The organism is Chitinophaga sp. YR573 (assembly GCF_900110995.1).
Classification (GTDB): Bacteria; Bacteroidota; Bacteroidia; order Chitinophagales; family Chitinophagaceae; genus Chitinophaga.
Genome location: NZ_FOJF01000001.1, coordinates 1,293,906 through 1,307,307 on the forward strand (window position 1 = coordinate 1,293,906; position 13,402 = coordinate 1,307,307).

Sequence of the window (13,402 nt, forward strand, 5' to 3'; positions counted from 1 at the left end):
CATTGCAATATTGCCGAATAAAGCGATGTACTTTAGTTAATAAGAAGTTATTGATTTTAGATTTTCGCTTTACAGGGTGCTAAAGATCAGAATGACATTGTAACAGTATCTATCATATTCGTAGGTTCCCAGTTTATGGTTTTATATACAACAAAAAAAAAGGCTGCCTGTTCAAAGGCAACCCATTTTTTTTCGACAGTCGGTTCATTGTTCACTGTCATTCACTGTTAAACGCTATTCTACCGCGGGGATCTGTATAGCTACCGCACATTTCCAGTCTTTCTTCTGCAATGCCGCAGGAATACTGATCTGTGTGCCATCCCCAATAACTTTCCATGATAATTTATCTTTTGCGCCCAGCATACTCAGCTTAGCTCCCTTTGCAGGTTTCAGACCACTGAAAGAAATAGTGGCAGGCAGTTTTTCTCCCTTATCCAGCAAATAGATCGCATATACATTTCCGTTCTTTTTACGGGTAAAACATACTTTACCATCTTTATACGGAGCAACAGCTTTTGTTGCATAGATAGCATCTCCATTCACATTCATCCATTCACCGATGGCTGTCATGGTAGTATAGGCTTCATCGTGCAGTTGTCCATCTGGTCCCGGACCTACATTCAACAGGTAGTTACCACCTTTTGCTACTATATCTATCAGGTTGTGAATGATCTTCTCTACAGGTTTATAAGTATCGTTCGGTACATATGACCACGAGTTCGCCATTGTCATACAGGTTTCCCATGGATAATCCAGTGGTTTGGCAGGGATCTGCTGTTCCGGTGTACGGTAGTTCTCGAAAGGACCATGTACATCACGGTCTACCACGATCAGTCCTGGCTGGTGTTTACGTGCCATAGCAGCAATGCCGGCCATGTCAATATCTTCATCCTGTTTGAGTGGTCTGCCATCTGTTTCTGCGGCAGTAATATCTGCTGCTTTCTTTTCAGACTGCTTACGTGGGCGAACCCATCCACCATCCAGCCACAGGATATCTATCTTACCGTAATCACTCATCAGTTCTTCTATCTGGTTGTAAGTATATTCTTTATACTTTTTCCAGCGATCAGGATATTTAGTGATATCATAATTCACATGCCTGTCTTTAGGCGGGAAATAATCCCACCAGTAATTCTGGCAGTGCCAGTCTGGTTTTGAGAAATAAGCGCCGGCATGTAAGCCTTCCTTACGGAATGCTTCAAATACTTCTTTAGCGATATTGGAACGGGGATCTTTACTGAAAGGACAATCCGGTGCTGTTACGCGGTAGTCTGTCTGTTTAGTATCAAACATACAAAACCCGTCATGGTGTTTCGTAGTGAATACTACGTACTGCATACCTGCGCCCTTAGCAGCTTTCGCCCATTTCTCAGGATTGAATTTAGTAGGATTGAACTGAGACTTTAATGCCTCATATTTTTTCACATACTCGAAGTAAGGAATGCCATAAGGCTGGCGCTGTGTCCACCCTTCATCTTCAGGGCAAATACTCCAGGATTCCACTATACCCAGTTCTGAGTAAGTACCCCAGTGGATCAGCATCCCGAATTTCCAGTCGCTCCATTCATCCAGTTTCTGCAATACGGCCTTGTCCGTCTCAGGGATGTAAGGAGGCATTTTCTCCTGTGCGCTGGCCGTGGAAAATGCCATTATCGCACCACTTAATAACATTAGTAGTTTTCGCATGATTAATTTTTAAAATGTATCTAATAGTTTAGTTTCAGTTGATGGAGGTGTCTACAAAGTAATGCACATTATCACTCAGGAACTTATTGTCCTTTACCTGTTTCGTGTATAATATTACCTTTCCGCAGTTATCTTTGTACCATGAAAAGTATGTGGCAGCAATTTCTGCGTTATCTGTATATAGGGAAGAAGGACCCAAATGCACCAAAATCACGGTACGTATCCATGATGCATGGGATGAACAGGATATCTATTATCGTGTTCCTGATTGCTATCATTATCATGTGTATACGCTTATTTACGAAGCGGCACTGATAATCACTTCTGCGGCACGGCGGCTGGCATTCTTTTCGCCCAGTTTTGTCCAGAGGGCTGTATAATCTGCCTGTAACCGCACACGCGTAGCCTCATCCTTCAGCAATAATGTGAGTTCCTTCAGCAAATTTTCTTCGGTCAGATCGTCCTGGATCAGTTCATGCACCACCAGTTTATCCATGATCAGGTTTACCAGGGAGATATATTTTACTTTGATCAGTCGTTTAGCTAAAAAGTAGGAGATCGCACTCCCTTTGTAACACACTACTTCCGGCACACCAAATAACGCGGTTTCAAGTGTGGCTGTACCGGAGGTGACCAGCGCCGCTTTTGCCTGGCGCAATAAGGGGTATGTTTTTCCTTTAACGGTACAAACGTTCGTATGTGCTCCTGTGAGCCCCTGCATGAAATCATCATCCAGACTGGGGGCCTGTGCTACTACAAACTGGTATTCCGGGAAATGTTTTGCCATCGTGAGCATAATAGGCAGCTTCACACTTACTTCCTGGCGACGGCTACCCGGCAATATAGCAATCACCGGCTTGTCAGAGAAAGGCAATACCTTTTCTTCTTTTGCTTCTTTTATCACTTCTATCAGCGGGTGACCTACATACTCTACTTCATAATCCCACTTTTTGTAAAAGTCCTGCTCAAAAGGCAGGATGCACAACATCTTATCCACACTCTTTTTAATCTTCTTTACCCGGTTTTCTTTCCAGGCCCATACCTGCGGAGAGATATAGAAGATGATTTTATAACCGAGTGGTTTTGCCCATTCGGCGATACGCAGGTTGAAGCCTGCATAATCTATCAGTACAAGTACATCGGGTTGATATGCCTGTATATCCTTCTTACAGAATTCCAGGTTACGAAGTACGGTGCGCAGGTTCATCACTACCTCGATAAAGCCCATAAAGGCCAGATCTTTGTAATGTTTCGCCAGGGTACCACCGGCCTGTTGCATCAGATCTCCTCCCCAGCAACGAATGTCTGCGGAGGGGTCCTGTCGTTTTAATTGTTTGATAAGATTGCTGCCATGGAGGTCGCCGGAAGCTTCCCCCGCTATGATGTAATACTTCATTTTTTCACATTAAACCCGCAGCAAATATAGTTAACCATGTAATAGCTTAAGTAATATGATAGTGATCGCATATAACATGGTAACAAGGAAGATCCCTTTAGCAGTCAGATCTTTTCTTTGCCGGGTATAGATATAAAACACAGCGCCATTGAACAGCAAACAGATACTGATTATTTTGGGGAGCATTTGCCGGTTGCTGAGCAGAATCTGTACAAATTCACTCAGTCCGCGGTGATAGGGCATATATACTGCCAGGAGGTAGTAAATAAAAAACGTAACAAATGGTGTCAGCAAACCTAACACGATACCTAATCCTAGATGATCCTTCTTTAACATATTGTAGTTTTGAGCCGTCAGAACGTCCATTCGGCCTCTAATTGTTTTTTCAGCTTATAATCTGTAAGATCAAACTGCACAGGTACCAGTGATGCATAGTTGTTGGCTAATGCCCACACATCCGTATCTTCTCCTTTGTCTCTGTTTACAAACTCTCCTGTGAGCCAGTAATATTTCTTCCCACGTGGATCTCTGCGTTCATCAAAGGCTTCTACCCATTTGGCATCTGCCTGACGGGAAACCCTAATGCCTTTAAACTCATCTTCTGCGGCCATCGGGATATTCACATTAAATAACGTCCCTACGGGTAATGGAGTTTCCAGCATCTTCTTCGCTATCGTAAACGCTACTTTCTTTGATAAAACAAAATCCTGTTCATAGCTGTAATCCAGACTGGAAAACCCTACAGAAGGTACTCCTTCTATAGCTGCTTCCATCGCGGCAGACATTGTACCGGAATAGATCACATTGATAGAATGATTGGCGCCATGATTGATGCCGCTTACACAGATGTCCGGCAGGCGGTGTAATATCCTGGCACGGGCCAGTTTTACGCAATCTACCGGTGTTCCGGAACATTGCCAGGCTTCTATCCCTTCAAAAATAGTTACAGGCTCTAATCTTAATGGTGTTCCAATAGTAATGGCATGCCCCTGCCCCGACTGTGGACTATCCGGTGCTACTACCACCACTCTGCCCAGGGGGCTCACTGCTTCTATCAGCGCACGGATACCCGGAGCTGTTACACCATCATCATTAGTTACCAGTATGATCTTTTCCTCTGCCACGTTGTACAAATTTAATATGTATTGAATATATTACGTTGATAAAGAATGTTAAATTAATTTAATAGACCTAAATATCGGCTTTCAGTAATCTTCTGAATATCAGCCACAATGCTACTGCAATATATCCTAATAACGCAATCAGGTACACCATATTGTCGTATTGTTGTACACCCGGCAACATCTTACCTATTAGCGGAAAGGGTAACAGTTCATCTGCGGTTTGCAGGGGCAGCAGGCCTCCCACACTTCCCCAGAAGCGCTTAAGCGTTACCACCAGCAACTGTTCAAAGATCATCACATAACCTAAATATAATACGATGGCAAGCCCGGCCCTTTTTACCAGTATACCTGTCAGCAAAGCCAGGCACAATGATAATAATACCTGCAGAAAATAATATCCCAGGTAATAAAAACCTTCCATATTAAATGCAGATGTACCATAAAAGAACCCGAAAAACAGGGCGGTTAATACAGATACTACAAATGCAGTCACCGATAATGCCAGTACCCAGAACAGTTTGGAATACACGAATTCCTTTCTGTCCCAGCCGTCAATGACGTTCTGCCTATGGGTTTTAAAGGTGAATTCGTTTGTCACCAGTGTAAGCAGCAATAAAGCAAAAATAGCAGAGGTATATGAGTTTACATTGGCTACAGACTGCCATACCAGCGGGAAATCGTAGGCCGAAGTACCCAGCAGGGTTTGTACCTGTTTAGGGATACGGCTGGTAATATCCTGTACCAGAAGATTAGAGGCCGGGATAATGACTACCGCCAATCCCAGTAAAATCCAGAAAGTACGATAGGTCTTTACTTTCAGCCATTCTATTTTAATGATTTGTAACATAGGGATTGTTAGTTATTGGTTAACTCCAGGAATGCTGTTTCCAGACTCTTTCTTCTCACCTGTAAATGACTCAGCCAGATACCCTGCTGTGAACACCAGTTGTTCAGCCCCGCAGGATCTACCGCTTCTTTAAAGATCACCTGCAGCAGCCCTTCCGGTGTGGCAGATAATTGTACAAAAGCCGGATGTTTTTCAATAACCGCTTTCAGCGCTTTATTATCCGCACTGCCTACCTCCAGGAAATCATCCCTGGTAATTACTGCATTCACAGGCCCGGACAACAGCAGTTTCCCTTTTCTGAGGATAGCTACATGCGTACATACCTTTTCCACTTCATCCAGCAGATGACTGGCCATGATGATCGTCTTACCGGCTTGTGCCAGTTGTTTCACCAGGATTCTCACTTCTGATATACCTACAGGATCCAGTCCATTGGAAGGTTCATCTAAAATCAGCACATCAGGGTCTCCCAATAAAGCAGATGCAATGGCCAGCCTTTGCTTCATCCCTAATGAATAGGTCTTAAAAGCAGAATGCTGACGGGCAGTTAACCCGGCCAGTTCCAGTACTCTCGGAATATCTTTTTCGCTTTTTTGTTTGATACCTGCTACTACCTGCAAATTCCTGTAGGCAGAGAGGTAATGATAGAAGTTAGGCGTTTCCAGCAGTGTACCGATGTTGCGGCGCTGCTTTGCGGAAGGATGCTGGTCGAATAAGGTAAAAGAACCCTCGTCGGCACTGAGTACGTCGGTGACAATACTCAGCAGGGTAGTTTTTCCGCTACCATTGGGGCCAAGTATACCGAATACGCTACCGGGGGGAACATCGAAAGACACCTGTGAAAGCGCCTGTACAGGACCATACTTCTTGGAGATGTTCTGCAGGGAAAGGATAGGCATATTTGGGTGTTTTATACAGGGGGACAAAATATGAAATAAAATGATCCTTATTAGCTTTTATTGCTGTCAGATTATATGATAGCACTATTACGCTATCAGATATTTGTATTTTGTCCCCCCTATTATTAATTTCTTATTGGCTTCCCTGTTTTCAATACACTTTGCAGTCGCTCTAATGTTTTACGCTCTCCTGCCAGGCTAAGGAAAGCTTCTCTTTCAAGATCCAACAGATACTGCTCACTTACAATCGTAGATTCTGACAAATCCCCGCCACACATTACATAGGCTAATTTACCTGCAATCTTTGCATCATGATCTGAAATATAATTAGCAAAGCGCATACTGTGAACGCCTGTCAGCAGCATTCCCAGGCCGGTACGGCCCAGCACTTTAATATCTTTTCTTTCTACCGGACGGCTATACCCTTCATCGGCCATCTGCAACACACTGCGTTTGGCATCTGCGATCTGCCTGCTCAGGTTCATGGTAATTTCATCATGACCTTTACGCAGAATACCCAGTTCATAAGCTTCGTGTGCCGAAGTACTTACTTTCGCCATCGCTACTGTCATAAAGCGATCTTTCAACGGCTCTTCTTCTATACGACCTTCCTTGAATTCATCACTGGCACGTACTGCCATTTCTTTGGTACCACCACCACCGGGAATCAATCCAACTCCTAACTCCACTAAACCTATATAAGATTCAGCTGCTGCCTGTACTTTATCTGCATGTAAACACATTTCACAACCACCACCCAATGTCAGTGCATGAGGCGCTACGATTGTTGGTATAGCAGAATAACGTAAACGCATAGTTGTTTTCTGGAATAAACGTACGGCCATATCCAGCTCGTCGAATTCCTGTTCTGCGGCCAGCATGAAGATCATACCTACATTGGCACCGGCAGAGAAGTTAGCGCCATCATTCGCTAATATCAATCCACGGAAATCTTTTTCCGCACGATCAATTGCTTTATTCACACCTTCCAGTACCTCACCGCCAATCGTATTCATTTTAGTTTTCCAGTCGAGGGAAACGATGCCATCACCTAAGTCGTACAGGTTACAGGCACTGTTCTTCCACACTATATTTCCGGAAAGGTTTTCCAGTATGATAAATGTATCAGCACCAGGCAACAGTTTGTAAGCCTGACTGGCAATATCATAATAGAACTTCTTACCGTTATCAATTTTGTAGAAACTTTTGATACCCTTGGCCAGCATATCTTTCACCCATGTAGCTACGGTACGTCCTTTTTCTTCCAGCAGTTTCACGCTGGCTTCTACTCCTAAAAGGTCCCATATTTCGAAAGGACCCATTTCCCATCCGAAACCTGCTTTCATGGCATCATCTACTTTGTAGATATCATCTGCAATTTCAGGGATACGGTGAGAGATATATGAAAACAGGTAGGAGTTGAATTGCTGATAGAATAATCCTGCTTTATCGGTAGCTGCAGACAGCATCTTCATACGCTGTTTCAGGTCTTCTACCGGCTTCGCAGCTTCTATACTGGCAAACTTGGATTTCTGACGGGGGCCATATTCCATCGTTTGCAAATTCAGTGTAAGGATTTCCTTACCACCTTCCCCTTTGGTCTTTTTATAAAACCCTTGTCCTGTTTTATCACCCAGCCATTTGTTCTCTACTATTTTCTGCAGGAAAGGAGGGATGACAAAGATCTCTTTTGCTTCATCGGCAGGGCAGTTTTCTGCTACTCCATTTGCTACTTTCACCAGCGTATCAATACCCACTACATCGGCAGTACGGAAAGTAGCCGATTTAGGATGACCTATTACCGGTCCGGTGAGTGCATCCACTTCATCTATATTCAGGCCCATTTCCTGCATGATATGGAAGATAACCATGATAGAGAACACCCCTACCCTGTTGGCGATGAACGCAGGCGTATCTTTGCAGAGTACAGTTGTTTTACCGAGGTAAAGATCACCGTAGTGCATCAGGAAATCCACAATTTCCTTATCTGTATGCGGAGTGGGAATAATTTCTAATAAACGCAGGTAACGTGGAGGGTTGAAGAAGTGTGTACCGCAGAAATGTTTCCGGAAATCTTCACTCCGGCCTTCGGTCATAAGATGAATAGGAATGCCGGAAGTATTTGAAGTGATGAGTGTACCGGGTTTGCGGTATTTCTCTACCTCATCGAACACTGTTTTCTTTACAGCCAGGTTCTCTACTACAACTTCTATGATCCAGTCATATCCGCCTATTTCTTTCATATCATCCGTAAAGTTGCCTGTGCGGATGTATTTGATCACATCTTTTGTGTAAACCGGGGATGGGTTAGCCTTCAGCGTGGACTGTAAGGCATCATTTACAATGCGGTTCTTAACGGCTTTGCTGTCCAGCGACAGGCCCTTTTTAGTTTCCGCTTCATTTAATTCTTTAGGGGCTATATCCAGCAACAACACCTGTACTCCTATCCCTGCAAAATGGGCTGCAATACGGGAACCCATTACTCCTGAACCTAAAACGGCCACCTTATTGATGTGTCTTTTCATAGAAAGTCTTAATTAATCGAGAAATGAATTTAGCATTTTTTGCGGGACTTATAGAGTTTTTAGAACATGGTAGGAATGTTCCATATGCGGCGAATAATGACTATATTCACCGCATAAATGCGGCGAATATGTATATCTATGAGCTAAACAGATGGCCTGAATTTACCTGGGATTACGAAAAACTGGCAACAAAACTGGCTGAAGTAAGATACCGGCAGGGTAAAATACTTGGGCAGATGAATGCTGTCGGGTTTAATCTGAAGGAAGAAGCTATCCTGCAAACGCTCACGCTGGATGTATTGAAATCAAGTGAGATTGAGGGTGATATATTGAATCCTGAACAGGTTCGTTCTTCTATTGCCAAACGTCTTGGAATTGATATTGGTGGCCTGATACCAGCAGATCGTCATGTTGAGGGAGTTGTTGAAATGATGCTGGATGCTACTCAAAAATATGATGCGGCTTTAACAGAAGATCGTCTTTATGGATGGCATCATTCCATGTTCCCTGCTGGGTATCAGATAACAACAGGTGCCTGGAGAAATGGTCCTATGCAGGTTGTTTCAGGAATGATAGGGAACGAAAAGATACATTTTGAAGCACCTGATGTACATCAGATACCTAAGAAAATGTCTGCTTTTTTAAACTGGTTTAATGATAAACAGGAAATAGATCCTGTTATAAAAGCCGGTATTGCCCATTTATGGTTTGTAACCATCCATCCTTTTGAAGATGGAAATGGCAGGATCACACGTGCCATTACAGATATGCAGTTAGCCCATGCAGATCAGACTGCACAAAGGTTTTACAGTATGTCTGCCCAGATACAGAAAGAACGAACTGAGTATTATAACATATTGGAGAGTACACAAAAAGGATCTCTTGATATAACAGGTTGGTTAAAATGGTTTCTGGATTGCCTTCACAGGTCCATGGACAGCACTGATCAGATTCTTGGGAAGATTATGACAAGGACTGAGTTCTGGGAAAAACATCAGGAAACTCAATTTAACGTCAGACAACTAAAAATGGTGAATGTATTACTGGATGATTTCTTCGGGAATCTCAATGTATCTAAGTGGGCTAAAATGAACAATTGCTCTACTGATACAGCATTAAGAGACATCAATGATTTAGTCAATAAAAATATTTTGATAAAAGCTGATGGAGGAGGAAGAAATACATCCTATAAATTAAAAGATGTGAATGATAATACCTGAAACGACATAGCCAAATGGGGAGAGGTTTTAAACAGCTATACAAGACAAGTAAAAATGGTGACCCACAAATTAATAGTAAAGCGCCCTTCTGGGAGTACGTTATCCAACGCGAATACCAACAGAGTTTATTTTTATTTTATTTTATTTACAAAACAATAAAAATCAATCTCTTGAGTTTTTATTTTATTTACAAATAATGTAAATATTTACAAAATCTGTTAATTATTTTGTATCTTTGATAAAAGAAAGTAGAAAAATGTATGTTGAAGATAAACAGACTGGTGAGAAGTTTGATGTGGAAATTGGGAGAGTCGAACTGAAAGAATTCGCTGGCTTAAAAAAAAGTCAAAGATTTTATTTTGATTGGAGCAAATACAAAGGTGAAGAAGTGTATAAGCTTTATATTAATGGGGCTAAAGAAGTTTTGGGGCTAATGCGAGTAATTGATCGTCCAGAGCCCGGTCATGATTATTTGGAAATTGATGTCCTTGAGATCAGTAAAGAAAATCAGGGCAAAGAGAAGGGGTTAGGACGAATTGGTGGCTGTCTGCTTGGCTTTGCTGCATTATTATCAGATGAATATGGCCATGAAGGTTTTTTAGCTTTAGTTGCTAAGAATAAGAAAGCCTCCCTTTTTCACAAAAAATATGGCTTTCAATATATTGGAAGTATAGCCGTGCTAGGCGAAAGAATGATGTCTGATACACGCAATTCAATTGAATTAGTTAAAGAATATATGGATAAAACAATTTCAGATGAAACCAGATAAATTAAAGGGGGGAAAGTCTTGGATAGATGAAGATATTTCCTTTCAATCACCAATCATGACTCCTGCTCAGCAGATAGAGAATTTATCTGCATTCGGTAACTATCGCCAAAAAGCTAAGGAAAAAATATCAGAAGATGATAAATTGAGGTTACGCTTTTTACGTTTGAAATTTCAAATGAATAAATTTTTGACTGCTAAGCACTCAGATTATCAGTTCAGCTTTTTTCTAGATTTTTATATGAAATGTTTGGAATTACGTGGAAAAACTTTTGCGGAAGAAATAAGCATTAAACCATCTGAACTTAGTCAGATTCTCCATAATCGGCGTGATCCGAACGAAAAAATTATGATGCGATTAGAAATTCATTCTAATTATAATTTCCCTGCTCCTCTTTGGTATCAAGTATTAGCCAAACAAAAAGCTTTAGAATTAAAGAATGATGGAAAACTTCGAAAGCAAGAAGAAGCAAATGTTCACCCGAAAGTAGAAGTCGTAATTTAGACATTGAATAAAATTTAAGCTCTCGCTAACTACAAATGCTCTTCATAATCTCCTTTATCCGATTTAGTTAAGGCTGGTAGATAATTGGTTCTGAATTTGAATTGATACAATACGATGTTTAAAACGTATAGCGATTTTATCTTAGCTAAGAACAGACAGAATCTTCAAGTCCCCTTTTTCATCTTATTTTAAACGTATAAGTTTAAATTTGTGCAATTTTTTAAACTTATACGTTTAAAAAACTACTCTATAGAATACAAAACCCTTCCAAAGCGTACGCCTCAGAAGGGTTATGAAAATAGAATATTATACGTTATTACCTTACCTCACTACCGGCATCCACCGCCGCATCCGGGTTCACGAATACCAGCTTACCCGCTGCATTCTCCGCCATCAGGATCATTCCCTGGCTTTCAATACCTCTCATTTTGCGGGGAGCCAGGTTAGCTACCAGTGTTACCTGTTTGCCTATTACTTCTTCAGGTGTGAAATGCAGTGCTATACCGGAAACTACGGTACGTTTTTCCGTACCTATATCTACCAGTAATTTCAGCAGTTTATCCGCTTTAGCTACTTTCTCTGCTTCAAGGATAGTACCTACCCGCAGATCCAGTTTTGCGAAATCATCAAACTCAATTGTTGCCTTCGGTTCGGCTTCTACCTTTTCTGCAACGGGTGTAGCAGCAGCTTTTTGTTCTTCCATAGCTTTAATACGTCTGGCATGTAACTGCTCTATCTGAGAGTTTACCTGCTCATCTTCTACTTTTTTGAATAATAGTTCAGGCGCACGCAGTGAATACCCTACACTTACCAGTTTCAGACTACCTGCATTTTCCCAGTCCAGTATACGATCTACCACTTTCAGCATGTGGCAGATCTTTTTAGCCGTGAACGGCATGAAAGGATTCGCAAAAATGGCCAGATTAGCTGTTAACTGCAGTGAAAGGTGCAGACAGTTATCAATCTGTTTCTGGTTGACAGCCTGCAATTCCGGTGTTTTAGCTAAGTTCCATGGTTCATTTTCCTGCAGGTATTTATTCCCTGCACGGGCCACATCAATCATCTCTGCCAATGCTTCACGGAAACGATAGTTTTCTATAGAGTTCTCTATTTTAGCTTTCTTTTCCTGCAATGTGGCGATTAAAGCTTCATCCCTTTCATTCTTCAGCTCCGTATGAAAAGGAGGTACTTTACCACCACACAACTTATGCATCATCACCATAGCGCGATTCACAAAGTTGCCGAAGATACCTGCTAATTCACTGTTATTACGGGTCTGGAAATCTTTCCAGCTAAAGTCGTTATCCTTTGTTTCCGGAGCTGTACTGCATAATACATAACGCAATACATCCTGCTGATCCGGGAAATCTTTTACATAATCGTCTACCCATACAGCCCAGTTACGGGAAGTAGAGATCTTCTCTCCTTCCAGGTTCAGGAACTCGTTGGCAGGAACGTTTTCGGGCAGTACGAAATTACCGTGTGCCTTCAACATAGCCGGGAAGATGATACAATGGAACACGATATTATCCTTACCGATAAAATGCACCAGCTTGGTATCGTCCTTGCACCAATAATCAGCCCAGTCTGGTGTCAGTTCTTTGGTGGCTGAGATGTACCCGATAGGAGCATCAAACCATACATACAACACTTTACCTTCCGCATCAGGCAGAGGCACTTTGATACCCCAGTTGCTGTCGCGGGTCATGGCCCTGCTTTGCAGACCGCTATCCAACCAGCTTTTACACTGTCCATATACGTTGTTTTTCCATTCCTTATGGCCATCCAGTAACCATTCTTTTAAGAAAGGTTCATAGTTCTGCAAAGGCATGTACCAGTGTTTGGTCAGCTTTTTAACCAGGGGAGCATCACTGAGCGTAGAACGCGGGTTGATCAGTTCTTCCGGACTCAGGGAAGAGCCACAGCGTTCACACTGGTCTCCATATGCATTGGGATTGCCACAATTAGGGCAGGTACCAACGATATAACGGTCAGCCAGGAACATATCCTTTACCGTATCGTAATATTGTTCTGACTCATGTTCCTCAAACAGGCCATCATCATACATCTTCTTAAAAAAGGCTGCTGCTGTTTCATGATGTACGGGATTGGTTGTGCGGGAGAAGATATCAAAAGAGATACCCATATCTGCAAAACTATCGGAGATGATCTTATGATATTTATCTACTACATCCTGAGGCGTCACATTTTCCTTCATTGCCTTGATCAGGATAGGAACCCCATGTTCATCCGTACCGCCGATGAACTTTACATCCTCTTTTTTAGCACGCAGGTAGCGTACATAGATGTCGGCAGGTAAATAGCAACCCGCCAGATGACCGATGTGAACCGGTCCATTGGCGTAAGGCAGTGCCGCCGTTATTAGATATCTGTTAAATTTTGCCATGTTCGCTTAAAGAATACTTAAATAATC

At 42.2% G+C, this 13,402-nt stretch carries 12 protein-coding genes; 4 read left to right on the forward strand and 8 right to left on the reverse strand.

Going from position 1 to position 13,402, the window contains the following annotated elements:
- Positions 1 to 234 precede the first annotated feature (234 nt).
- Positions 235 to 1,686 (reverse strand): alpha-L-fucosidase, encoded by a 1,452-nt coding sequence (locus BMW86_RS05410; protein ID WP_089779698.1) that lies wholly within the window; start codon positions 1,684 to 1,686, stop codon positions 235 to 237.
- Between the two features lie 150 nt (positions 1,687 to 1,836).
- Between BMW86_RS05410 and BMW86_RS33280 the strand changes: the two genes are divergently transcribed.
- Positions 1,837 to 2,001, forward strand: a complete 165-nt coding sequence (locus BMW86_RS33280; protein WP_317042615.1) for a DUF6728 family protein — start codon at positions 1,837 to 1,839, stop codon at positions 1,999 to 2,001.
- On the opposite strand, the gene lpxB is transcribed toward BMW86_RS33280, so the two are convergent.
- The 6 genes from lpxB to BMW86_RS05440 form a co-directional block, all read right to left on the reverse strand.
- Positions 1,985 to 3,082, reverse strand: coding sequence for a lipid-A-disaccharide synthase (lpxB, locus tag BMW86_RS05415; protein ID WP_089779700.1), 1,098 nt, complete (start codon positions 3,080 to 3,082; stop codon positions 1,985 to 1,987). The genes BMW86_RS33280 and lpxB overlap by 17 nt on opposite strands.
- A 30-nt stretch (positions 3,083 to 3,112) precedes the next feature.
- Positions 3,113 to 3,418, reverse strand: a complete 306-nt coding sequence (locus BMW86_RS05420) for a hypothetical protein (RefSeq protein ID WP_143056490.1) — start codon at positions 3,416 to 3,418, stop codon at positions 3,113 to 3,115.
- Positions 3,419 to 3,435: 17 nt separating this feature from the next.
- The gene (gene surE, locus BMW86_RS05425) at positions 3,436 to 4,206 is read right to left on the reverse strand and encodes a 5'/3'-nucleotidase SurE (RefSeq protein WP_177189161.1); all 771 of its coding nucleotides are present in this window, start codon (positions 4,204 to 4,206) and stop codon (positions 3,436 to 3,438) included.
- Between the two features lie 67 nt (positions 4,207 to 4,273).
- Positions 4,274 to 5,053 carry an ABC transporter permease gene (locus tag BMW86_RS05430; protein ID WP_089779707.1) on the reverse strand — a complete coding sequence of 260 codons (780 nt, stop codon included), beginning with the start codon at positions 5,051 to 5,053 and terminating at the stop codon, positions 4,274 to 4,276.
- An 8-nt stretch (positions 5,054 to 5,061) separates the two neighbouring features.
- Positions 5,062 to 5,952 carry an ABC transporter ATP-binding protein gene (locus BMW86_RS05435; RefSeq protein ID WP_089779709.1) on the reverse strand — a complete coding sequence of 297 codons (891 nt, stop codon included), beginning with the start codon at positions 5,950 to 5,952 and terminating at the stop codon, positions 5,062 to 5,064.
- Between the two features lie 125 nt (positions 5,953 to 6,077).
- A complete protein-coding gene (locus BMW86_RS05440; RefSeq protein WP_089779711.1) occupies positions 6,078 to 8,477 on the reverse strand; it encodes a 3-hydroxyacyl-CoA dehydrogenase/enoyl-CoA hydratase family protein in 2,400 nt (799 codons plus the stop codon).
- Between the two features lie 23 nt (positions 8,478 to 8,500).
- Between BMW86_RS05440 and BMW86_RS05445 the strand changes: the two genes are divergently transcribed.
- From BMW86_RS05445 to BMW86_RS05460, 3 genes are all read left to right on the forward strand, one after another.
- On the forward strand, positions 8,501 to 9,697 hold the full coding sequence (locus BMW86_RS05445) for a Fic family protein (RefSeq protein WP_255372854.1): 1,197 nt from the start codon (positions 8,501 to 8,503) through the stop codon (positions 9,695 to 9,697).
- A 235-nt stretch (positions 9,698 to 9,932) separates the two neighbouring features.
- On the forward strand, positions 9,933 to 10,466 hold the full coding sequence (locus BMW86_RS05455; RefSeq protein ID WP_143056491.1) for a hypothetical protein: 534 nt from the start codon (positions 9,933 to 9,935) through the stop codon (positions 10,464 to 10,466).
- A complete protein-coding gene (locus tag BMW86_RS05460) occupies positions 10,453 to 10,968 on the forward strand; it encodes a hypothetical protein (protein WP_089779718.1) in 516 nt (171 codons plus the stop codon). Before BMW86_RS05455 ends, BMW86_RS05460 begins: the two co-directional genes overlap by 14 nt.
- Before the next feature lie 316 nt (positions 10,969 to 11,284).
- Here BMW86_RS05460 and metG read toward each other — a convergent pair whose 3' ends face one another.
- Positions 11,285 to 13,375: a methionine--tRNA ligase gene (metG, locus tag BMW86_RS05465; RefSeq protein WP_089779720.1), complete on the reverse strand. Its 2,091-nt coding sequence runs from the start codon at positions 13,373 to 13,375 to the stop codon at positions 11,285 to 11,287.
- Between the last annotated feature and the right edge of the window lie 27 nt (positions 13,376 to 13,402).